Annotated in this window: 20 protein-coding genes; 10 read left to right on the top strand and 10 right to left on the bottom strand. The window is 49.7% G+C overall.

The features are described 5' to 3' along the window. Positions 1-5: 5 nt before the first annotated feature. Positions 6-2183: a methylmalonyl-CoA mutase gene (gene scpA / locus ICV32_RS04605; RefSeq protein WP_215372316.1), complete on the bottom strand. Its 2178-nt coding sequence runs from the start codon at positions 2181-2183 to the stop codon at positions 6-8. A gap of 151 nt (positions 2184-2334) precedes the next feature. Between scpA and ICV32_RS04600 the strand changes: the two genes are divergently transcribed. Beyond that, a complete protein-coding gene (locus ICV32_RS04600; RefSeq protein WP_215372314.1) occupies positions 2335-2973 on the top strand; it encodes a GntR family transcriptional regulator in 639 nt (212 codons plus the stop codon). A 44-nt stretch (positions 2974-3017) separates the two neighbouring features. Here ICV32_RS04600 and ICV32_RS04595 read toward each other — a convergent pair whose 3' ends face one another. Together ICV32_RS04595 and ICV32_RS04590 are read right to left on the bottom strand one after the other, a co-directional pair. Next, on the bottom strand, positions 3018-3359 hold the full coding sequence (locus tag ICV32_RS04595; RefSeq protein WP_215372555.1) for a c-type cytochrome: 342 nt from the start codon (positions 3357-3359) through the stop codon (positions 3018-3020). Positions 3360-3376: 17 nt separating this feature from the next. After that, a complete protein-coding gene (locus ICV32_RS04590) occupies positions 3377-3739 on the bottom strand; it encodes a cytochrome c (RefSeq protein WP_215372313.1) in 363 nt (120 codons plus the stop codon). Between the two features lie 145 nt (positions 3740-3884). On the opposite strand from ICV32_RS04590, the gene ICV32_RS04585 reads away from it, so the two are divergent. Beyond that, on the top strand, positions 3885-4340 hold the full coding sequence (locus tag ICV32_RS04585; protein ID WP_215372311.1) for a RidA family protein: 456 nt from the start codon (positions 3885-3887) through the stop codon (positions 4338-4340). Here ICV32_RS04585 and ICV32_RS04580 read toward each other — a convergent pair. Next, on the bottom strand, positions 4337-7855 hold the full coding sequence (locus ICV32_RS04580) for an exodeoxyribonuclease V subunit beta (RefSeq protein ID WP_215372309.1): 3519 nt from the start codon (positions 7853-7855) through the stop codon (positions 4337-4339). The genes ICV32_RS04585 and ICV32_RS04580 overlap by 4 nt on opposite strands. Next, on the bottom strand, positions 7852-10704 hold the full coding sequence (locus ICV32_RS04575) for a PD-(D/E)XK nuclease family protein (protein ID WP_215372307.1): 2853 nt from the start codon (positions 10702-10704) through the stop codon (positions 7852-7854). The genes ICV32_RS04580 and ICV32_RS04575 overlap by 4 nt, the downstream gene beginning before the upstream one ends. 122 nt (positions 10705-10826) lie before the next feature. On the opposite strand from ICV32_RS04575, the gene trxA reads away from it, so the two are divergent. The 5 genes from trxA (at position 10827) to ICV32_RS04550 (ending at position 16401) form a co-directional block, all read left to right on the top strand. Further along, positions 10827-11153, top strand: coding sequence for a thioredoxin TrxA (trxA, locus tag ICV32_RS04570; protein WP_215372305.1), 327 nt, complete (start codon positions 10827-10829; stop codon positions 11151-11153). Positions 11154-11422: 269 nt separating this feature from the next. After that, positions 11423-12685 carry a transcription termination factor Rho gene (rho, locus tag ICV32_RS04565; protein ID WP_215372303.1) on the top strand — a complete coding sequence of 421 codons (1263 nt, stop codon included), beginning with the start codon at positions 11423-11425 and terminating at the stop codon, positions 12683-12685. A gap of 120 nt (positions 12686-12805) precedes the next feature. Beyond that, entirely contained in the window at positions 12806-13183 is a 378-nt protein-coding gene (locus tag ICV32_RS04560) for a type B 50S ribosomal protein L31 (protein ID WP_215372302.1), read from the top strand. 99 nt (positions 13184-13282) lie between these two features. Further along, on the top strand, positions 13283-15001 hold the full coding sequence (locus ICV32_RS04555) for a glycosyltransferase family 39 protein (protein WP_215372300.1): 1719 nt from the start codon (positions 13283-13285) through the stop codon (positions 14999-15001). An 8-nt stretch (positions 15002-15009) separates the two neighbouring features. Further along, positions 15010-16401 carry an MATE family efflux transporter gene (locus ICV32_RS04550; protein WP_215372298.1) on the top strand — a complete coding sequence of 464 codons (1392 nt, stop codon included), beginning with the start codon at positions 15010-15012 and terminating at the stop codon, positions 16399-16401. 3 nt (positions 16402-16404) lie between these two features. Here the strand turns inward: ICV32_RS04550 and ICV32_RS04545 are convergent, their stop codons facing one another. The 4 genes from ICV32_RS04545 to ICV32_RS04530 are packed head-to-tail and all read right to left on the bottom strand — an operon-like array spanning position 16405 to position 18619. Continuing rightward, positions 16405-16869, bottom strand: a complete 465-nt coding sequence (locus ICV32_RS04545; RefSeq protein WP_215372296.1) for a glycine zipper family protein — start codon at positions 16867-16869, stop codon at positions 16405-16407. A 59-nt stretch (positions 16870-16928) separates the two neighbouring features. Further along, positions 16929-17864, bottom strand: coding sequence for a tripartite tricarboxylate transporter substrate binding protein (locus tag ICV32_RS04540; protein WP_251371936.1), 936 nt, complete (start codon positions 17862-17864; stop codon positions 16929-16931). 36 nt (positions 17865-17900) lie between these two features. After that, the gene (locus tag ICV32_RS04535) at positions 17901-18464 is read right to left on the bottom strand and encodes a disulfide bond formation protein B (RefSeq protein WP_215372294.1); all 564 of its coding nucleotides are present in this window, start codon (positions 18462-18464) and stop codon (positions 17901-17903) included. Beyond that, positions 18461-18619: a DUF5993 family protein gene (locus tag ICV32_RS04530; RefSeq protein ID WP_215372292.1), complete on the bottom strand. Its 159-nt coding sequence runs from the start codon at positions 18617-18619 to the stop codon at positions 18461-18463. Before ICV32_RS04530 ends, ICV32_RS04535 begins: the two co-directional genes overlap by 4 nt. 60 nt (positions 18620-18679) lie before the next feature. On the opposite strand from ICV32_RS04530, the gene ICV32_RS04525 reads away from it, so the two are divergent. The 3 genes from ICV32_RS04525 to ICV32_RS04515 are packed head-to-tail and all read left to right on the top strand — an operon-like array spanning position 18680 to position 21082. Then, positions 18680-19906: a CaiB/BaiF CoA-transferase family protein gene (locus ICV32_RS04525; protein ID WP_251371935.1), complete on the top strand. Its 1227-nt coding sequence runs from the start codon at positions 18680-18682 to the stop codon at positions 19904-19906. After that, positions 19903-20688 (top strand): enoyl-CoA hydratase/isomerase family protein, encoded by a 786-nt coding sequence (locus ICV32_RS04520; protein ID WP_215372290.1) that lies wholly within the window; start codon positions 19903-19905, stop codon positions 20686-20688. The genes ICV32_RS04525 and ICV32_RS04520 overlap by 4 nt, the downstream gene beginning before the upstream one ends. Positions 20689-20698: 10 nt before the next feature. Further along, a complete protein-coding gene (locus tag ICV32_RS04515) occupies positions 20699-21082 on the top strand; it encodes a DUF2237 family protein (RefSeq protein WP_215372289.1) in 384 nt (127 codons plus the stop codon). Between the two features lie 4 nt (positions 21083-21086). Here ICV32_RS04515 and ICV32_RS04510 read toward each other — a convergent pair whose 3' ends face one another. Beyond that, the gene (locus ICV32_RS04510) at positions 21087-21779 is read right to left on the bottom strand and encodes a fumarylacetoacetate hydrolase family protein (protein WP_215372287.1); all 693 of its coding nucleotides are present in this window, start codon (positions 21777-21779) and stop codon (positions 21087-21089) included. Positions 21780-21839 lie beyond the last annotated feature (60 nt).

Below are 21839 nucleotides of genomic sequence, written 5' to 3'. Positions count from 1 at the left end.
AGGGCTCAGCGTAGGTTGTTCCGAATTTGCTCAAGCACGTCTTTTGCTGACGCTGGGATCGGCGTACCGGGTCCGTAGATGCCCTTCACGCCTGCCTCATACAGAAACTCGTAATCTTGTCGTGGAATCACTCCGCCAACGAACACGATGATGTCATCGGCGCCTTGCTTTTTGAGTTCCGCCACAATTGCAGGAACTAAGGTTTTATGACCCGCTGCTAAGGTAGAAATACCCAACGCATGCACATCATTCTCAATGGCTTGACGCGCGCACTCTTCAGGTGTCTGAAATAAAGGTCCCATATCGACATCAAAGCCTAGATCGGCATAAGCAGTGGCTACCACTTTGGCACCCCGATCATGCCCATCCTGACCAAGCTTCGCGATCATGACCCGCGGACGGCGTCCATGTTCTTTGGCAAACTCAGCGATCTCCACTTTGAGTTTTTCCCATCCTTCGGCTGAATCGTATGCGGCTGCGTACACTCCGGTCACCTTTTGTGTATCGGCACGGTGGCGCCCATAAACTTTCTCCAAAGCATCCGACACCTCGCCCACCGTTGCGCGTAAACGAATTGCTTTGACCGCTAAATCCAATAAATTACCCGTGTTGTTCTCAGCTGCTGCTGTCAGATTCGCCAGGGCTTGATCCACCTGCGCTTGATTTCGCTTAGCCTTGATGTCCTTTAAACGAGCAATTTGATTATTGCGAACCATATCGTTATCGATGACTAAGACATCTACCAAACTCTCTTCTTGCAGTTTGTATTTGTTGACACCCACGATCACATCCGACCCAGAGTCGATCTTGGCTTGCTTTTGTGCAGCGGCCGCTTCGATCTTTAGTTTGGCCCAACCACTTTCCACAGCTTTGGTCATGCCGCCCATCTGATCCACTTCCAAAATAATTTCCCAGGCAGCATCGGCCATCTCTTGAGTGAGTTTCTCCATCATGAACGATCCTGCCCACGGATCAACCACGCTCGTGATATGAGTTTCTTCTTGCAAGATTAATTGGGTATTGCGCGCAATTCGGGAGGACATCTCCGAGGGCAAGGCAATCGCTTCGTCAAATGAATTGGTGTGTAGGGACTGTGTGCCGCCGAAGACCGCGGCCATCGCTTCAATCGTGGTACGCACCACGTTGTTATAGGGATCTTGTTCGGTAAGCGACCAGCCAGAGGTTTGGCAATGGGTGCGCAACATCGATGACTTCGGGTTCTTGGGATTGAACTCTTTCATGATCCGCCACCACAGCATTCGTGCTGCGCGCAGTTTTGCGACCTCCAGATAGAAGTTCATACCAATCGCAAAGAAGAACGATAAGCGTCCAGCAAACTCATCCACATCTAAGCCCTTGGCTAAGGCAGTCTTTACATACTCTTTGCCATCGGCCAGTGTGAATGCCAGCTCGAGGGCTTGATTCGCTCCAGCTTCTTGCATGTGATAACCCGAGATGGAAATCGAGTTGAACTTGGGCATATTCTTTGCGGTGTACTCAATGATGTCACCGACGATGCGCATCGAGGGTCCAGGTGGGTAGATGTAGGTATTGCGCACCATGAACTCTTTGAGAATGTCATTCTGAATCGTGCCGCTTAGTTGCTCTTGCTTCACGCCTTGCTCTTCACCAGCCACGATATAACCGGCCAAAACTGGTAAGACCGCACCGTTCATGGTCATCGACACCGAGATTTTGTCGAGCGGGATACCATCAAACAGAATCTTCATATCTTCTACTGAGTCAATGGCAACCCCTGCTTTACCGACATCACCGACAACGCGGGGATGATCTGAGTCATAGCCCCGATGCGTGGCGAGATCAAATGCCACCGAGACCCCTTGTCCACCCCCTTCGAGGGCTTTGCGATAGAAGCGATTGGACTCTTCGGCTGTTGAGAATCCGGCGTATTGACGAATGGTCCATGGGCGCACCGCGTACATCGTGGCTTGGGGTCCACGCAGATAGGGTTCAAACCCGGGGAGTGAGTTCACATAAGGCAGTCCCTCAAGATCGTTCTTGGTATAGAGCGCCTTGAGATGAATGCCATCCGGTGTGTCCCATCCCAGGGCATCCGGGTTACCGTTTGGAGCCGATTTACTGGCTGCTTTTTGCCATTGCTCGAGGGATTGATCCGCTGCAGTTGGCCACTGCCCGCTGGGTTGTGATGCGTTCTTCGTCATAAGCGCCCCATATGTGCATGAATGTGCATTGATATTTTTGCTATTTTGCTTGACTTTTATGGATTTGTCTATAGAATTGAATACATAATTATGAATTCAAAAATAGTGTTAGGTAGGAATAATTACTTGATAAACAAGCACTTACATATAAATGAGCAAATTACTATCATCACGGCCGCTGTATGAAGAAGTAGCAGACCAGCTACGCAGCCGTATTTTTGCCCACCACTTAGCACCCGGTGCCTGGATCGATGAGCAATCATTGGCCAAAGAATTTGGGATTAGTCGTACCCCCATGCGCGAAGCAATTAAGGTATTGGCGGCTGAGGGGTTAATCACCATGAAACTGCGCCGCGGTGCTTACGTGACCGAAGTCAATCGTGGCGACCTCGAGCAAATCTTTACGGTTCTCTCCCTGCTTGAAGGTGAGGCTGCCAAGGAGGCTGCCACTAAGGCTAAAGAAAGTGATTTGAATGCCTTAGATGATCTGCACTTGCGTCTTGAGAAAGCCGCGGCCGATCGCAACCTCGATTTATTTTTTGATACCAATGTGCGTTTTCATGAACGCATTATTGCCATTGCGGCCAATCCATGGATGACCAGCGTGATTGCTGATCTTCGTAAGGTTCTAAAACTGCAACGCAAGGATTCTTTATCGCGCACAGGTCGTTTGCAACAATCCTTAAGCGAGCACCGTGAGATCTTAAAAGCCCTCCTCAAGCGCGATCCAGTTGCTGCAGAGCAGGCCATGCGCACTCACCTTGCTCATGGTTTAGAGGCTGCTAAATAAAAAAGCCTCCATATTCTTGGAGGCCTTTATTAAGCAGTGGTGCTCTACTTTTTTACGATCAGATCGCCTGGAATGGATGCGATGTACGCAGCCATATCTTTTAGATCTTTATCGCTAAATTGCTTTACTTGCGATTGCATGATGGCATTATTGCGGCCCACTAAGGAACTGCCATCCACCTTATAAGACTTCAAGGCATAGTACAAATAGTCTTCGTATTGACCAGCGATTTTTGGATAAGCCGCAGCAACGGGAGCCTTGAGGCCAGCGCCATGGCAGGCAGCGCAATTATTTTTTTCTACTAGTTCTTTGCCCTTGGCAACATTTCCGGCAAAGGCTGTACCAATTGAGGCACTCAGCAAGGTTAGGATCAGAGCGGATTTCATCATGTTCTCGATTCCAATTACTTTAAGGGATTACGGGGAGAGGTGGGGGTTTGAGCCGAGTAGTAAGCGGCCAAGTCAGCCATGTCCTGATCAGTCAAACTTCCAGCAATCGCACGCATCGTCGGATGTTTACGCTCACCCGATTTATAGGCTTTAAGCGAAGCAGCAATGTAATCTGCATTTTGGCCGCCTAACTTGGGAACGCGGTAGACCTGTGGCCAATCGGCACGGTAGTCATTGATGGCATGGCAACCCACGCAGATCCAGACTTTGGCTTCGCCTGCTTTCGCAGAGCCTTTAGTTTCTTGGGCATGGGCAGTGAGGGAAAACAAGCTGGCGAATACTGCGACGCCGAGCGAAGTAACGATGGCTTTGTTCATATGCGTGATCGTGTTGCAAAATGGTTAATATTTTGTAGGCTGAAGTATAGCGGACAGCGAATTGTGTCAGGTATTTTTGTCATCTCCATATACTAAAGGCTTGTCCGATCATTTCGGATTTAACCCCGATCCTTGAAGGAGTTTCATGAGCGTCATTTCCCAAAAACTGAGCGACCTAGGAATTACCCTAGCCAGCCCTGGTGCACCAGCAGCCGCCTACGTCATGGCCGTCACAAGCGGTCATCAGGTATTTCTTTCGGGCCATATTGCCAAACGCGATGGCAAACCATGGGTGGGCAAATTGGGTTTTGATATGGATACCGCCACGGGTCAGATGGCTGCGCGCAGCATCGCGATTGATTTACTCTCAACCCTCAACGCTCACCTCGGTTCGCTCGATCGCGTTCGTCGGATTGTTAAGGTCATGGGTCTTGTTAACTCAAGCTCTGAGTTCACTGAGCAGCATTTGGTGATGAATGGCTGTTCTGAACTCATCGTCGAGGTATTTGGTGAGATTGGAAAGCACGCCCGCAGTGCGTTTGGGGTTGCGCAAATACCGTTGGGGGCTTGCGTTGAAATTGAAATGATCGTCGAGATCTAATTCAATAAATTAGCACCGTGGCCCCGTGAATCGATCAAAAGACTGCGCACAAGCTTGTTGGGGAATAGTTTTCGTACTGCTTGGCAATAGCGTCCAAGCTGCTGTTGATATTGGGTATACAGAGGATCCGCTTGTTCTGGGATACTAAGCTTGTAATCGAGAACAACAAGTTCGTGATCAAACTCAACCAATCGATCAATCCGTAAGCATCGCCCATCCTCGCTCACCACATCAAGCTCATTCCAGGCATTGCGATAGCTCTCTGGATTAAAAAGTGAGTTCAACGCAGGGCTAGTAAAAACCGAGTGGGCGCGCTTGATGGTTCGCTCCGCACTGACCTCGTCGATACCCAATCGACTCGCAAGCGATTGAGGGTCTGGTATTGCCTCCGCCATGCGGTATTGCGACGGCGTAATCCGTTCAAGGATCTGATGAAACCACTCGCCCTCTTGCATCCGTCGCTGCTCATCGATGCCTAAGGCATGGGTTTCTAAAGAGGTGCTTGGTGTGCCGTGCCACGTCAAGACCAGATCTGGGAAGTCAAATGAGGTCTCGCTTGCGGTGAATGGTTCCGAGGCGATTGAATGCGTTTGGGCATTTGATGCTTCATCGAGTTCTGTGAAGACTGGAACTTGCCCCTCGCATGAACGCTCATACCAACTATCAGGCACCAAACCGCCCTGCTGCCGATGACGCGTACTCTCTACTCCACTCAACCACAGTCCCTGCTTAGCTCGGGTGAGTGCCACGTAGAGAAGGTTCCAGTTCTCATGCAAAGCAATTTGTTTCTCTTCTTCTACCAATTCTTCACGGGCTTTGGATAAGCTCAGTTTCGTGAACATGGATAGATGGTTTGGCGCCTCGTGATCGGGATCCCAGTCCAGCAATACGCCGCGCCCTGGATTTGTGATGGCAGTGTGATTGCAATCTAGGATGATTACAAACGGAGCCTCCAATCCTTTCGCACCATGAATAGTCATTAAGCGAATCCGTTGTTGGCGGTGGGCGATTGAGTGGGTATCCAGATCAAAATCCCCTTCATCCACATCATCGCCCTCATCGTCCAGAGGCACTTCACCGCGCATCTCACCTTCATCAGGAGTCTCATCTTGATCACCACGACGCATCTGTTTAAGTTGAGTGATAAATCGTCCTAAGCTGGGATAACGTCCGCCATCAAGATTTAGAGCGAGCTCTAGAAACGCATCTAAATTGGCTAAGACCTGATCCCGGTCTCGAGGCTGGCAAACACTGGCGTATTTGCAACGAATATCGCCCGAGTAATAGACGTGATCGAGCAAATCATGCACTGGGAGATGTTTCGCTAACTCCATCCACGCCATCAGTTGCTGCGCGATACCTAAAAAGACGTCCGCATATGGATGATCGTTGGCGTGCGATAAGGCTTCCCACCAATTGCGATAACCGCGATTACTTTGAACCAACTCCGAGAGCGTTTGCATCTGTGCTTCATTCATGCCATACAAGGGGCTGCGCAAGATCTGTGCAAGGGCAAGATCATGATTTGGATTACTCAGAATAGTCAATAAGGCGATCAGGTCATCAACCTCCAGGGTCTCGAGTAAACCACCTAAGCGTGGGCTCTCAAATAATAGATTGGCGTGGCGCAACGCTTCTTCATACTCGGGAAGGTATTGACGGCGCTTGACGAGAACCAAGAAGTCTCCGGGGCGAGCCGGTCGCCAAACATGGTTGCGTTGCTGGTGATGACTCGGGTCAACCACTTCATCAAGCACTAAGCGGGTACGCATCACCGTATCAATTAATTGCGCAAGTCGCTGCCCTTCTAATAATCGTTGCTGTTTTGCTCCGGTCTCGCGGCGATCAAGATGGGGCATCGCCAAGGCGTTATCCCGTGCATTGGCCTGCGGCTCATCAATGATTGGGATCAATGGCAGACGGTATGCCTCGCCATGAGCAAGGTTTGCATGGCTGGGAATGTCTGGGGCATGCCACAGCGTCTTCTGAATCTGAAATGGATACGCTTTAGGAATTCGGTCGCTGGTAAAAATACGGTTGACCGCTTCTACAATCGCAGGCGCATTACGACGCGTCGTATTTTGCTGTTCGAGGTGAGCCTGATCGTGCTTTTGTAAAAAATCCGTAGCGGCTGTAAATAATCGAGGATCCGCACGACGAAAACGATAAATCGATTGCTTGGGGTCGCCGACGATGAATACCTTGGGTTTCTGATGATCCTCGCCGTAGGCTGCAAGCCAAGCTCGCAAAATTTGCCATTGCAAGGGATTGGTATCTTGAAACTCGTCAATCAAAATATGGCGATAGCGTGCATCCAAACGCGCTTGCCAATAGGCCGCAACATGGGGATCAGAGATCATTTGTGCGACGCCAAGTTCTAGGTCATCAAAATCACGAACGCGCATCCGCTCCTTGGCACGCTCAATGTGTTCTAGCATGGCTGTGCCGATGCTAAACCACGCTTGATTCAGTGCTAAGGCCTGTTGCTGGGATTGCCATTCGACAAACTGTTCACATGCGCTAGCCCACGCTTGCCGAATAGCAATAAATCGATTGAGATCGTAGTCCTGTCCTTCTAAATACGTCTGAATCGCTTTCGAGGCAGCATCGTTATCTTTGCGAGACCTTGGTAGCTCATCGCGCGTCATAAAAACAGGAATCAGTAAATGAAGTGCTTTATCAAATTGCTGTTGCTCAAGGGCGTCCAATGCTGCACTTAACTCCGTAAGTCCCTGCTGATCCCGAACGCCGCCGTTAGAGAAGGCGTCGTGCAGCATCCTAAGCTCATGGCTTGCGGTACTTTCTTGAAGTTTTGTGAGTAAAGGATTAGGTTGAGAAAGCGTGTTACAGCATTTACGTAAGGCCTGCGTCACACATTCACCGCGAGCTTCACAGGCTTTCTTGAAAAATACCCATGCACCCTTTTGCTGCACGAGCCCATGGGTTCCAAACAAAAATTGATTGGCCTGCGCTGAACCCAATTGATCAATTAAATACTCGTACTGTTGCAAAATGTCGCTAGGCATTGAGGCCCACCAATCCTCTAAGCACTCCTCTTGCAAACGCTTCGCATCCTCTCGCAGTGTAAATCCAGACTGGGCTCCCATGGAAACTGGCGCCCCAGCCAGTAAGCGCCCAAACCAGCCATGAAAGGTATCAATCGATACGGTATGGGGGTTTGAAAGTAAACGTGGATAAAGGGTTCGCGCTGCTTGCAGTTGCGTTTGTGCCGCCTCAGCATCAAGCCCTCGCTCCATAAGCGCTTTGATAATCTCGGGATCACTGAAGGTAGTCCAGGATTGCAACAATTGATAAAGGCGTTCGCGCATTTCTTGGGCAGCTTTGCGGGTAAAGGTCAGAGCCAAAATGGATCGGGGCGACTCACCGGATAGCAAAATACGAACAAGGCGCGCAACCAGCAACCAGGTCTTTCCACTCCCTGCGCACGCAGAGACCACGACCGAGCGCTGTGGATCACAAACGATCGAGATATTAAGTGATTGCTGAGCGCTCACCACATCCCCTTTCGGCAAATACCGCGGGCATCGCAATAACGGCACGTGCTCTCAGGGGCAAAAGCTCGCATGGCACCTCCAGACCATACGCTCCCCAGATCACTTTGCAATTGCGCATGAAGCTGCTGCATGGCCAGTGGGATCTCCGCGATCATGACCGAGCGCTTGCTTGCATCTTTTTTCTTGAGGTTCATCTTCAGCGCTACCCAATCAAGCTGATCAATCGGACCTTGTGCAGATAAGGCTTCGGCATAGAGCAATAACTGGGGATCGTCCATGAGCTGGGCACTGCGCTCCATGACCTTTTCACGACTTTGATTTTTATAGTCCAGGATCGAGAGTAATGAGGTATTGGGTTGTTGGTCGATTCGGTCGGCGTAACCCTCAATTCGAATCTGATGGAATTGCCCATGCTCGTCTGAGAAATTGAACTCAAAGCCAAGTTTGCGTTCGGCATCATGAAAGTGCCAACCCTGTGACTCGCGCTCAAGTTGCCACTCTACAAAACTAGGAATTTGTTTTTGCCAATCGCGCAACTGACCGACGATGCGCTGATCACCCTCCAGTAATCGACTAAAGCCTTGCTCAGAAGCGTGCATCAGGTGCGTAATCATCCAATCTTTCCGAAACTCCAAATCGCTCATGCGTTTTGCATCGCGTGCTTCGGTACTTTTTAGTTCTTGGAAAAAATTACGCAGGATTTGATGCAGGGTTTGACCCAGCATCGATGCATCGAGCGCTTCATCGAGGTCCTTGCGTTTTCGAAGACCAAGAAGGCTGCGAACGTAGTATTGATAGGGACAGGCGCGTAACGCCCGATACGCACTCGGGCTCATTCGAGTCGGCATGGGCAATCCATCGAGTCGGGTTGCTTGCGACATTTCTATGGGTCTGGCTTCGGCCGATCGTGCAAAACGATTGGCCTCGCGCGTTGCAAGTTGCGGTAGATTGGCTTGCAAACGCATGATCCAAGGCGATGCTCGCAGGGGCTCACCGCTAGCTCCCTCGCTTTGCCATAAAAGATCAATGTAGGAGTAGGAGGCAAAGAGTTGAGAAAGATCGCGTGCCTGTTGTCGGTATTGCCAAGCCATATCTGTGCCGCCAAGAGTCTGGCACAGGGTCTCTGAAAAGAACAATGGGGTCTCGCTGTAACTCGGTAGTTGGCGTTCATCGCAACCGACCATCACAATGGCATCAAAGCGGCGCAATCGTGTCGCGCTCAGTGGCAAGATGGTCACGCGTGCCAACGCATCACTGCCCTGTTCGCGATAAACCTCCTCCTCCATTCGAGTCTTTAAAAAGATAACCCATTCGGCAAGAGGCATGCGCAGTGACGGTAGCCGGCTTTGTTCTAAACCTAGCTTGTCGAGCATGGCGAGTAACTGCAAGCCTGCGGCATCGCGCTCAAATTGATCGCGCATCCCAAAGTGCGATAGGTCGTCTTGCAGCTGTTCGAGAGCTCTCGCACACAGCAGGTTTTGCATCTCACGCCCCTGCCAAAGGCTGACTCGCTCGCGGATTGATTGCAGGAGACGATGTAAGCGGGGGTCGGACTCAGAACTTGCTCCTGCTTCAATAGCCAAATAGAAACTGACCCACGAGGCTCTTGCCTGCTTGATGAGCAACATGCCTTCGAGTTCACTAATCAATACTGCGATCTCGTTTGGTGTGGTTTCAAGTAATTGACTGATATTCAGAAATGGATTTTTGAGGAACTCGAGTAAGGTGTTGGCGCTTGGCCCCTGTGGTGGGGAGCGCAATAACTCAAGCCATGCATGAAGTGCTGCGGCTGCACGGGTGGTCGAGAGTTTCCAGCCAGTTTCGTCTTCGATCGATAAGCCGGATCCAAAACGGGCTAACAAGGCACGTGTGCGGCGCGCCAATAAACGATCTTGCGCCACAAGAGCAATCTGAGTGCGCCCAGCAAGAAGATGGCTCTCAATGCAACGCGTTGCTTCCCAAGCAAGGTCTTCAAAACGTTTTGCGCTCAGGCACATCATGTGTTTTTCAAGTAACGCAGAGCGATTGATTTGCAATTGCTCGTCTCCAGACGCATGGGTATCCATGGTCTCGGGCCACAGACCAATGGAGTTCCAGTCCATCACAAAACGGTGCACCGGGATGAACGCCTCGCAATGACCAAGAAACCCCTCATCAGAGCGCGCTTGCGACTCATTCTCTTCGATGGTTTCGATCCAAATGAGTGGTCGGCGCGTCTCTGGGTTCATTTTCCATTGATGCAGATGCGATACCAGTGCGAGGTGTTGGGTCATGACGGGATCGCGCTCTGAACTGAGATAGCGCCAGTAGGCCAAGAGAACCGCAGATTCTTTCGTAACCAGCTCTTGGGCTAATCGGGGGTACGCCTCTGTGATCGCTTGGGTCAGCTTACTCTGTACCTGCTCGATCCCTTGCTCGAGATCCAATTGCTCAATGTTCCAAGCGAGTTGGGGAAGCACGCTTTGCGATAAAAGATCGCAGGCACTAACGATCGCACTTGCCAAACTCCAGGCGCCGCCCTCGCCTTCTGCTGTAAACCAAGCCCGTAAATTAGGATGCGTTTGCATCGTGGCATACGTTTGCAAGATCCGTTCCGTGTGCGATTGTGGCATTGGTAAGTGCAAGCCATTTGGAGCGAGTGCCAGCCAATCGGCGAGACTGTGCACTTCAGGTAATGGCATTGTGTTAGAGGCGCGATTTGCCTCTAACGCTAAACGCAAACTCAAATTGGGTCCTGCAGTGGGCAGAATCACCAAGGGGCGCTCATTACTTGCTGCCGCAATCGCCCAGATTTTCTGAGCCATTTGCGTTAATGCGTCATGGTTCGGAATGATCAAATGCGTTTGCATAGCAACTGGTTCGCTTAGGGCTGGGGCGGGATTTTGGCATGAATCGTGGCTTATTGATAATATAGGGTTTGAAATTGCCCTTTGATGAGCAATTTCATCCATTTAAACCATAAGGAATTTTCATGAGTGCCGGCATTAAACACGTTAGTGATGCATCGTTTGAACAAGATGTGCTCAAGTCTGACAAACCCGTTCTCCTCGACTTCTGGGCCGAATGGTGCGGTCCTTGCAAGATGATCGGACCCATTTTGGAAGAGCTTTCGACCGAGTATGGCGATCGCATCCAAATTGCGAAGATGAACGTTGATGAGAACCAAGGCGTACCCGCCCAGTTCAATATTCGGGGCATTCCAACACTAATTTTGTTCAAAAATGGCACGGTCGCTGCTCAAAAAGTAGGCGCTCTCGCCAAATCCCAACTAACGGCATTCATTGATAGCAATCTGTAATTAAATCGGTTTTAGTATGGTTGGAGTCAGGCTCACTACTCGAGCCTGACCCAATTTAGCCCTCATCAGTCCCAAAAATTACGTGTTTTGCCATTTTTTAGTGTAGTATCTAGTTTCAATGACGGTCTATATCCGGCCCTCCACCAACTTTATCCCAACTTCAAACGACTTATTTATCTAGCGCTGTAACCGTTTATCGTTTTTCTTAGCCGATCGGCACCCTCCATTTTCTTTTCTTTTCTTTTCTTGTTTCATCCTAAGCACACATCATGCAATTAACTGAACTTAAAGTACTTCACGTTTCCCAACTTCTCGAAATGGCTGCTGGTCTCGAGATCGAAAATACTCAACGGATGCGCAAACAAGAACTCATGTTTGCCATTCTTAAAAAGCGCGCTAAGGCTGGTGAACAAGTTTTTGGCGATGGTGTCTTGGAAGTATTGCCCGATGGCTTTGGATTTTTACGCTCACCCGAGTCGTCGTATATGGCGTCTCCCGATGATATCTACATCTCACCTGCGCAAATCCGTCGTTTTAATTTACACACCGGTGACAGCATTGAAGGTGAAGTACGCACCCCCAAGGAGGGTGAGCGTTACTTCGCTTTAGTTAAAGTGGACAAGATCAATGGCATGGCGCCTGAGGATCTCAAAAATCGCATCATGTTTGAGAACCTTACACCGCTTCACCCCAATCGCAATATTGCTCTCGAGCGCGATATCAAGGCTGAAGAGAATCTAACCGGTCGCATTATCGATATGATCTCGCCAATTGGTTTTGGCCAGCGCGGTCTGATCGTCGCTTCACCGAAGTCGGGTAAGACCGTGATGATGCAGCACGTGGCCCATGCGATCTCCCAAAATTATCCAGATGCCATCTTGATTGTTCTGCTCGTCGATGAGCGTCCTGAAGAGGTTACTGAGATGCAGCGCTCGGTCCGTGGTGAAGTGGTTGCCTCCACGTTTGATGAGCCAGCAGTCCGTCACGTTCAAGTTGCTGAAATGGTGATCGAGAAAGCTAAGCGTTTAGTGGAAATGAAAAAAGATGTGATTATTTTGTTGGACTCGATTACACGTCTAGCTCGCGCCTATAACACGGTAGTGCCCTCCTCCGGAAAAGTGCTCTCTGGTGGTGTAGATGCCAATGCCTTGCAGCGCCCTAAGCGTTTCTTCGGTGCTGCTCGTAATATTGAAGAAGGTGGATCACTCACGATTTTGGCAACCGCGCTGATCGAGACCGGTAGCCGCATGGACGATTTAATCTACGAAGAGTTCAAGGGCACGGGCAATATGGAGGTTCATTTAGAGCGTCGCCTTGCAGAGCGTCGCGTCTATCCGGCCATTAACCTCAATAAATCGGGTACTCGCCGTGAGGAATTGCTTGTCAAGCCTGAAAACCTCCAGAAAATCTGGGTGTTGCGTAAGCTCCTAGCCGATATGGACGAGATCGAGGCCATGAACTTTATTGTCGATAAACTCAAGTCCACCAAGAATAACGCGGAGTTCTTTGAGCTGATGCGCCGAGGCGGCTAATGATTAGAGCTTAAGCGTTGATTTTGTGGCATAATCTCGCTTTTGCTGTATTAAACCCTGGGCAAGTATTGTGGGATCACGCGTGACGCACAACGGCTACCCGTTCCAAGGATATTGATTATGAAACAAGGCATTCACCCCGATTACCGCGAAGTTGTGTTTTTAGATGTTTCCAACAACTTCAGCTTCAAGACCCGCTCCACCATCATCACCAAAGAAAAGATTAAGTGGGAAGACGGTCAAGAGTACCCTCTAGCGAAGATTGAAACTTCTTCGGAGTCGCATCCTTTCTTCACGGGCACCCAGAAGATTATTGATACCGCTGGTCGTGTTGAGAAGTTTCGTCAAAAGTTTGGTGGCAAAGCCGCTGCTAAGGCAACTGGCGATGGCGCTGCAAAGACTGCCGAGAAGCGGGCCAAAGATGCGCAAACCAAGAAAGCTGAGCCTGCTACTAAGAAAGTGGCTACAAAGAAGGTGGCTGCCAAGAAAGCGAAGTAATCACCACAAGTGGTATGTGTTACCGAAGGCAGCATGCGCTGCCTTTGTCATTTCTGGGAATGTGGATCAACGTAGTATTCAGGGATACGATGAACTAGTATGGTCAAACTGACTGCCGCTGCCACAGCCTCCATCCCCCGGATTGTGATTTTTGCACTCACAATCGTTTATGGCCTAGCCGGTCTTTTTGGCCGCGATCCCTGGAAAAATGAAGACTCGATTGGGTTTGGTGTGATGTGGCATCTGCATACTGGCTCTTGGCAGGATTGGCTCATCCCATCACTATCCGGACGTGAGCAATCCATGGGGGCACCGCTGCCCTACTGGCTAGGTGCAAGCTTTATGGATTTATTTGGCTCATGGATTGGCGACACGAATGCTGCCCGCCTTTACTCAGCGCTCTGCTTTTTTGGTGCTGCAATTGCCATTTGGTATGCCTGTTATTTATTGGGGCGTCGCAAAGAAGTTCAACCCATGAGTTTTGCACTGGGTGGCCAACCCAATACTCGCGATTACGGAATGACTCTAGCCGATGGGGCACTACTCATATTTTTAGCATGCGTGGGTCTTGCTCAGCGTACCCACGAAACCACACCCATGATGGCGCAACTCATGGGGCTATCGATTGTGATGTATGGCACCATTCGTGGTCTGGATAAACCTTGGCAGGGTGGCGCTTGGACTGGGTTTGGATTAGTCCTTTTAGGGCTCTCGAGTAATTGGGCGTTGACTGCGCTCATTGCCATAGCAATTGCATCAGCCGTTTTTTTCTGCAAGGTGAAACTGCAAGTTCAGTGGACACTGAGTTCGCTTGCCATTGCCATCGTGGGTATTGGTATTTGGCCCATGCTATGGCAACTCTTTGCAGTCTCCCCATCCGCCCAAGAATTAGCACTTCAGGCGTGGGCCCAGACTCCACCCATGCATCGCTATATTGCCTGGAACTCCTTGCAATTTATGGGTGTCAATTTTTGGGCATACGCATGGCCAGTATGGCCTCTCGCTTTGGTATCACTTGCTCACTGGGTACGGCACGAGGATGCGGGCGCTTGGCGTGCCCCGCATTTATGCATTCCATTGGGTCTCTTGCTGGCTGGTCTTGTTTATGTGTTGTTTCGGGTGAATGCGAACGAACATGATTTGATTATTCTGATTCCGCCAATGGCCATCTTGGCTGCCTTCAGTCTGCCCATTTTGCGTCGTAGCGTGATTAGCTTTATTGACTGGTTTGCAATGTTGAGTTTTACGATCATTGCGGTAGCAATTTGGCTCATTTGGTTTGCAAAGACCACGGGCATCCCTGCTAGTACCGCCAATAATGTGGCGCGTTACATCCCAGGCTTTGAGGTTCAGTTCAGTTGGATCACTCTTGTGATTGCCCTTGGCATTACTTTTCTTTGGCTCTGGGTCGTGCAGTGGCGCACCTCGCGTGCCCCCAAAGTCATTTGGCGGTGCTTGATTATCTCGGCATCCGGCACCACCCTGATGTGGGTATTGCTGATGACCTTATGGTTACCTACCATCAATTACGCGAAGACCTATCGTTTTGTTGCTGAGCGTCTAGTGCAGGCAGCACCTGCCAATGCAACCTGCATCGATACCAGTAATTTAGGTCCGGCCCAATTGGCATCGTTTAGTTACTTCACGCGCTTACCCTTGGCCGATAATCCAACGTGCCCTTATGTTCTAACGCACAATGCCAGTACGGCATCCGCGTTTTCTGCACTGCATGACAAGAAGCTCAAACTTCTTTGGGAAGATCGACGCGCTGCCGATCGTGATGAGCGTTTACGCTTATATGAAGTAATCCCCGAGTAAGTCGACGCATGGCATTTTTCCGGATCTCGCGATTGCGAGACGATGTTCCTGAACTCATTAAATTAGCGGGCCCCCTACTGGTTGGCCAGCTAGCGGTGATTGCCTTTGGTGTATTGGATACCGCAATGACAGCGCGCTACTCGTCTGAGGACTTAGCAGCTTTGGCCATGGCGTCTGCAATTTATATCAGTATCTACGTTGGTCTCACGGGAGTGATTGCTGCCCTCACCCCAATCGCAGGGCAACTATTTGGTGCAAAACGGTTTAATGAAATTGGTGAAGAGGTTCGTCAAGCAGGCTGGCTAGCACTGGGTTTAACCGTGCTTGGCACCCTAATCCTTTTGAACGCTGATCTCTTACTCGGCATCTCACAGGTTGAAGCGGGGCTAGAAAATAAAGCACGCCTCTACCTTGAGATCTTGGCTCTCGGATTGCCAGCTAGCATGGGTATGCGGGTTTTGATGTCGTTTCATAATGCTGTGTCTAGACCCGGCATTATTACGATTGTTCAATTAGTCGGCTTGGGTCTCAAGTTTCCGCTCAATGCCTTATTTATTTATGGTGGCTTTGGTATTGCCGCTATGGGTGGTCCTGGCTGTGCTGTAGCTACCGTCATTATTAATTGGTTATGGTTTTTTGCTACCCTCATTATTGTTATCTCGGGCGGGTTTTACAAACCGTTTAAGCTCTTTGCACAATTTAGCTGGCCAAACTGGCATCGGATCTGGACCCTCTTACGCTTAGGTGCACCAATTGGCTTGAGTTACTTTATCGAAGTAACCTCATTTACCTTCATGTCGCTATTTATTGCACGCTTTGGTACCACTCCGCTGGCGGGACATCAAATCGTCGCCAATCTCGGCACTGTTATTTATATGGTACCCCTTTCTCTATCGATTGCAACCATGACCTTAGTCGCACAATCGATTGGTGCTGGTCGTCAGCAACGCGCTGAAGAAATTGGGTGGTCATCGGTAATCTTTACCAGCAGCTTATGCATTGTGATTGGTTTATTTGTTTGGGTGTTTCGTTTCCAACTGCTCGATCTCTACGACCCGACACCCGATGTCAAATTATTGGCGGCGCCCCTCTTCTTGTTCATTTGCTTTTACCAATTAGTTGATTCGGTGCAAGTGGTTGCAGCATTTATTTTGCGAGCATATCGCATCTCGTTTTTACCAATGCTGGTCTATGCAGGATCGTTGTGGTGTGTTGGCCTTGGTGGTGGTTACCTGCTCGGCTTTAATGTTCTCGGCAATACTCCCCAAATCTTTCAAGGGGTTAATGGATTTTGGATTGCCAACAGTGTGAGCTTAGCCATTGCGGCTGCACTCCTGCTGTGGATTTTTAGAAAGACAGCTGCGTATTACAAAAAAGTGAATCCGCCAGTAACGGTGTAGTTCTTACTGAATCTTCTTAAACTCACTAACCGGTTTAAATCCGGGTACCTGATTGCCCTTGGTATACATGCACTGTTGATAGGCGGTGTTGTATTGAGTTTGGGCTTGCGATTCTTTACTGGCAGCGCCCATGGCTCCAACCGCTGCACCCCCAACCATACCTATCGCTGCACCAGTACCAACATTGGTACTGCTTCCACCTTGATAGAGGGCTCCAGCCGCGGCACCAATGGCTGCACCGGTGGCAGCGCTGATCGCACCTTCTTTTAAAGCGGCGGTATTGCCATCCTTAACGGATTGGGATGCAAAACCTCGGCATTCCTCATCGTCCTTTTTAAACTCCTCAAAGGACTTTCCTTCACGCGGCATGATGGTAATCGTGGGGCCAGTGGGTGCCGATACGCAAGCAGTGAGTAGGCCGACGCCAAGACTACTAATGAGGATGAATTGAAGGGCCTGAAGTCGCATAGAATGCTCCGGTAGTTATCTCTGAGTAATTAACGCATCTCACATCGGTTTGGCTGACATCATTGCGCTTTTGCTCCGGATTGCTGAACAATTTTGCGCCATTTATTGGATTCGAGTTGGATATACCGCGCAAGATCCTCGGGGCTGCCCGGGTTTGGCTCTAGCCCACCGCTCATTAGTCGTGTTCTGACCTCTGGCTTGGATAGGGTTTGCTGGGTCAATTGATTGATGCGCATCTGCGTATCTCTCGGTAACTTTGCCGGGCCCATCAGCGAGAACCAAGATATCGCCTCAAATCCTTTCAATCCTTGCTCAGCAAGTGTCGGAATCTCTGGAGCTGAGGGTGAGCGCTTGAGCGTGGTGACACCCAAAGCAAGCACTTCATTACTTTTAATGAGAGGTAGTGCAGATGCCAAATTATCAAAGAGCATCGAGATGCGACCGCTCACCAGATCAGGCAAGGATTGTGCTCTGCCCTTGTAAGGAATATGACGAATCTGTACACCAGCCATTTCCTTAAACAGCTCGCCAGACATATGAATTGAGGTACCCGTTCCTGACGATCCAAAAGTAAGCTCATCGGGTTTTGCTTTGGCAAGAGTAATGAGGTCCTTGAGTGATTGCACACCAAGTTGCTTACTGACAATTAAGACGTTGGGCGTGCTTGCCAAGAAACTGATCGGCGTGAAGTCTGCGATTGGGTCATAGGAGAGTTTTTCGTAGAGCGCACCATTAATCGCATGAATCCCTACCGTACCGATGAGCAAGGTGTAGCCATCCGGCGCACTCTTGGCCACGAGATCGGCTCCAATATTGCCGCCATGCCCAGGACGGTTTTCAACAACAATCGGCACATTAAGGGTTTTTTGCCAATCCTCTGCCAGAACCCGTGCTAGGGTATCGGGTGCGCCACCTGGAGGAAAGCTAACTACGATTCGGATGGTCTCGCGTGGCCAGACGCGTTCCGCTTGAGCCGGCGCAAGCAGGCAAGACACAAGTGCACAAACGAAGATGAGTCGTTTCAAAATCAATTACTTCGCAAGCCACTGACGCAGTTGCTCAATACCGGCATAGTTCAGGGGATTGTCTGCGCAAGCACCTAAACCACAAATCGATAAAGTGGAGAGTAGATTGCCCACCAATAGGAGAATGAACCATACACATACAAACTGCGCTAACCAGTGACGACTGCGGGTGCCGCGATCGGGGATGATTAAAAGAATTGCAATACTAATCATCAATGAGACAAATCCAACAAAGGCCCAGGTATAAAAATGCAGATGAAAGAAGGTATCGCCATAACCGAGATCACTCGGAGCAACATGGAGAAGTACCTGCCGCAAGGAAACCGATAAGCCCAAGATTGCAAACAGAATTGCAAATCCGTAATGTGCAGGCTGTGCACCGGAACGAATGTTTAATAGGAACATTAGCCCAATTAAGGTAAAGCCCATTCGTTGCAAGATACATAGGGGGCATGGCAAATCATGATTGATGAACTGGTCGAGAAAAGCCAAGGTTAGTACCGAATTAATGACCAGTAGGAGAGCAATGTTCCCAATGCCACTAAGCGATGGTAAGGTGAACTGACTCATAAGCTGATGTTCAGTTTATCGGAGGCATGATGCATAAACCAGGCTGCCGTAATCAATGCACTAGCCAATGCAAACAGTAATCCAAGTAGACGCTTTTCGAACCAAATGAAGATGGCGGCTAGTAATGCGATCGCAAAAGGTAAAAACATGTACATGATGCTTATTTTAATAGACTGGTATGCACAAACGAAAAATGGTTTTGTGTTTAGAATGCCATGATGAATTCTTCTGCACACCAGCCCAATCGCCCCTTACCGCTCGCGGGCGTTAAGGTTCTTGATGTTAGTCAAGTGATGGCCGGTCCCTACTGCTGCATGCTACTTGCCGATATGGGTGCCGATGTCATTAAGGTCGAACCACCAGGTTCGGGTGATCAAACCCGCGGTGCTATGGGCTTTAAGATGAAAGGCCCCGATAGCATGGGCTTTTTGAATATGAATCGCAACAAACGCAGTATCGCGATTAATTTGAAGTCGGATGCGGGCAAGGCAATTTTGTTTGAATTAGCCAAGGATGCCGATATCTTGGTGGAGAACTACCGCCCTGGAGTCATGAAACGCCTTGGCGTTGGTTACGAGGTGATGAGCAAGATCAATCCCGCTTTGGTGTATGTCAGCATCTCGGGTTTTGGTCAAAGTGGCCCGTGGGCAGAACGTCCCGGTTTTGATTTGATGGCACAGGCAATGTCCGGGGTCATGAGCGTCACTGGCCATGGCGATGGCAAACCCGTGAAAGCCGGTGTTCCAGTTGCTGACATTGGTTGTGCTTTGTTTGCGGTCTACGCCGCATTGTCTGCCTTTATTGGTGCAAAGAATACCGGTCAAGGTCAATACATTGATGCATCCTTATTTGACTCCGCGTTAGCGTTCTCAATTTGGGATACCTCGGAGTACTGGGGCACTGGTCAACCACCGGTTGCCTTAGGAACAGCAAATCGTATGACTGCCCCCTATCAGGCTGTGAAAGCAAAAGATGGGTATTTTGTGATGGGCGCTACCAATAATAAGCTTTGGCAAAAACTCTGTACGATCTTAGCCCGCCCAGATCTTTTACAAAATCCTGCCTATCAAACGATTGCTGGACGACTTGGTCATCGGGATGACTTAATCACTGACCTTGAGATATCCTTTGTGACAAAGAATGCAAATGAGTGGATTGATTTGATGTTGGCCGAAGGTATTCCGGCGGGTCCCATCTTAGACTACCCACAGGCTTTTGAGAGTGAGCATGGCAAACATCGCCAAATGAAGATTGAGATTGATCATCCGCTCGAAGGTAAAGTTCCGAACATTGGCTTTGCGGTCAAGATGCAAGGGACTCCTCAGCAAGTTCGGCGTCATCCACCGTTGTTGGGTGAACACACCCAAGAGGTTTTGGAGGAAGCTGGTTTTACATCGGCGCAGATTGAGTCACTGCGAACCCAGGGGGCATTTGCTGCATGAGCGATTCTGTAAACGCCAGGGTGTATTGCGAGATTAAGGACTCGATCGCACATCTATTTTTTGATCATCCCAAAGCTCGCAATGCGATGACGCAGGCGATGTATGAGCAATTACGTACGATTTGTTTGGAGCTCTCTCAAAATCCCTCGGTACGTGTTGCCATTTTGCGAGGGATTGGTGGCAAATCCTTTGTCTCCGGTAGCGATATTGCGCAATTTCAATCATTTCAAGTTGGCGCCGATGGCATTCACTACGAGCGCATGATTGATCACTACTTGGGACCGCTCCAACAGCTACCCATGCCAACGATCGCAGTGATTGATGGACTCGCGGTTGGGGGCGGGTTAGCAATTGCGGCTTTGTGTGATTTTCGGATAGCCACACCGAACGCTAAGTTTGGAGTGCCCATTGCGCGCACCTTGGGTAACACTTTATCGCCAAGTAATATTGCTTGGTTAACTGCCCATTTGGGAGTGGCGATTGTGAAGCGAATGCTTTTGCTTGCTGAGTTGATCTCCGTACAAGAGCTTCTTGCACAAGGATTTGTATATAAAACGGGTGAGTCTGACGAACTGGATGCGCTTAGCTTCGATCTTGCCAAGCAATTAGCTGCCCTTGCACCAATCACACAAAAGGCATCCAAATTAATTTTGGCACGTGTCATTGGAAACGCCTTACCCAATTGCGATGATCTAATTGCCGAGGTTTATGGCAGTGCAGACTTTAAAGAAGGTGTGACGGCATTCTTAGGGGGCCGCCCTCCTCAATGGCAAGGAAAGTAAGGGGAGATCAATGCCTGAGATTGTGCGTAATGTTTTTGGCGAGCCGCTCGTACCCTGCTCGTTTGATCCGCTTACGGGTTTCTTTCGGGATGGCTGCTGCAAGACCAATGAACACGATGTTGGCTTGCATTTGGTGTGCGCCATCATGACCGACGAGTTTTTGGAGTTCAGCGAACAGCAAGGCAATGATCTCATTACCCCTAGACCGGAGTGGAACTTTCCGGGGCTCAAAGCAGGCGATCAATGGTGCTTGTGCATTACCCGCTGGCAAGAGGCCCTAGCCAATGGGTGCGCGCCACTCATTAAACTGGAGAGTACCCACATCAATGCACTTGATCATGTGGACTTTGATACGCTCAAATTATTTGCGCTCGAGAATCAATCGGAGCTTTAAAGCCTTAGACAATTTTGGTTTGGAGCACGGGTAGGCCGTCAACATGGCCTTCCAACACATCGCCCCGTTGAACCGCAGCAACCCCTGCAGGTGTTCCTGAGAAGATCAAATCACCAGGCATGAGGGTAAAGAGTGTGGATAGATAGGCAATCGTCTCGGGCACATTCCAGATCATCATGGCGAGATCACCGTCTTGCTTCACCTGTCCGTTTACAGTGAGATAAATACGGCCTTTCGATAAATGGCCGCATTGGCTAACTGGTACGAGGGCTGAACATGGCGCAGACTGATCAAAGGCTTTACCAGTATCCCAAGGACGTCCCATTTTTTTGGCTTCCCCTTGCAAATCGCGACGGGTCATGTCAAGTCCCAGACCGTAGCCCCACACATGATCTAAAGCATGATCCGCTGAGATATTGGATCCACCTTTCCCGATAGCAACCACCATCTCTAGCTCATGATGTACATCCTTTGATAATGCAGGATAGGCCATCGCTTGGCCATCGGTCACGATTGCAGTTGCGGGCTTCATGAAAAAGAATGGCGGCTCACGATCGGGATCATGCCCCATCTCACGCGCATGATCGGCATAGTTACGACCAACGCAATAGATCCGATTGACTGGAAAACGCTTGCTATCACCGACAACCGGCAAGGAAGGAATGGCAGGGGCAGCAATCACAAATGATGTGGTCATGAATTATCCTAATTGAGTTTTATGTAGTCTTCTAAACGCATTGGGTACGTATTGTATTGA

Origin of the sequence: Polynucleobacter sp. MWH-UH24A (assembly GCF_018687475.1) — a bacterium.
Taxonomy (GTDB): domain Bacteria; phylum Pseudomonadota; class Gammaproteobacteria; order Burkholderiales; family Burkholderiaceae; genus Polynucleobacter.
Note: the sequence above shows the minus strand (reverse complement) of the source record. Positions and strands in the feature narration are given on the sequence as shown.

Bases quoted from the DNA above. Each gene is read 5' to 3' on its own strand.
- trxA (WP_215372305.1), top strand. From the start codon at position 10,827: ATGAGTGCCGGCATTAAACACGTTAGTGATGCATCGTTTGAACAAGAT.
- ICV32_RS04510 (WP_215372287.1), bottom strand. From the start codon at position 21,779: ATGACCACATCATTTGTGATTGCTGCCCCTGCCATTCCTTCCTTGCCG.
- ICV32_RS04585 (WP_215372311.1), top strand. From the start codon at position 3,885: ATGAGCGTCATTTCCCAAAAACTGAGCGACCTAGGAATTACCCTAGCC.
- ICV32_RS04515 (WP_215372289.1), top strand. From the start codon at position 20,699: ATGCCTGAGATTGTGCGTAATGTTTTTGGCGAGCCGCTCGTACCCTGC.
- ICV32_RS04555 (WP_215372300.1), top strand. From the start codon at position 13,283: ATGGTCAAACTGACTGCCGCTGCCACAGCCTCCATCCCCCGGATTGTG.
- ICV32_RS04550 (WP_215372298.1), top strand. From the start codon at position 15,010: ATGGCATTTTTCCGGATCTCGCGATTGCGAGACGATGTTCCTGAACTC.
- ICV32_RS04560 (WP_215372302.1), top strand. From the start codon at position 12,806: ATGAAACAAGGCATTCACCCCGATTACCGCGAAGTTGTGTTTTTAGAT.
- ICV32_RS04595 (WP_215372555.1), bottom strand. From the start codon at position 3,359: ATGAAATCCGCTCTGATCCTAACCTTGCTGAGTGCCTCAATTGGTACA.
- ICV32_RS04530 (WP_215372292.1), bottom strand. From the start codon at position 18,619: ATGTACATGTTTTTACCTTTTGCGATCGCATTACTAGCCGCCATCTTC.
- rho (WP_215372303.1), top strand. From the start codon at position 11,423: ATGCAATTAACTGAACTTAAAGTACTTCACGTTTCCCAACTTCTCGAA.
- ICV32_RS04520 (WP_215372290.1), top strand. From the start codon at position 19,903: ATGAGCGATTCTGTAAACGCCAGGGTGTATTGCGAGATTAAGGACTCG.
- ICV32_RS04535 (WP_215372294.1), bottom strand. From the start codon at position 18,464: ATGAGTCAGTTCACCTTACCATCGCTTAGTGGCATTGGGAACATTGCT.
- ICV32_RS04575 (WP_215372307.1), bottom strand. From the start codon at position 10,704: ATGCAAACGCATTTGATCATTCCGAACCATGACGCATTAACGCAAATG.
- ICV32_RS04600 (WP_215372314.1), top strand. From the start codon at position 2,335: ATGAGCAAATTACTATCATCACGGCCGCTGTATGAAGAAGTAGCAGAC.
- ICV32_RS04590 (WP_215372313.1), bottom strand. From the start codon at position 3,739: ATGAACAAAGCCATCGTTACTTCGCTCGGCGTCGCAGTATTCGCCAGC.
- ICV32_RS04525 (WP_251371935.1), top strand. From the start codon at position 18,680: ATGATGAATTCTTCTGCACACCAGCCCAATCGCCCCTTACCGCTCGCG.
- scpA (WP_215372316.1), bottom strand. From the start codon at position 2,183: ATGACGAAGAACGCATCACAACCCAGCGGGCAGTGGCCAACTGCAGCG.
- ICV32_RS04545 (WP_215372296.1), bottom strand. From the start codon at position 16,869: ATGCGACTTCAGGCCCTTCAATTCATCCTCATTAGTAGTCTTGGCGTC.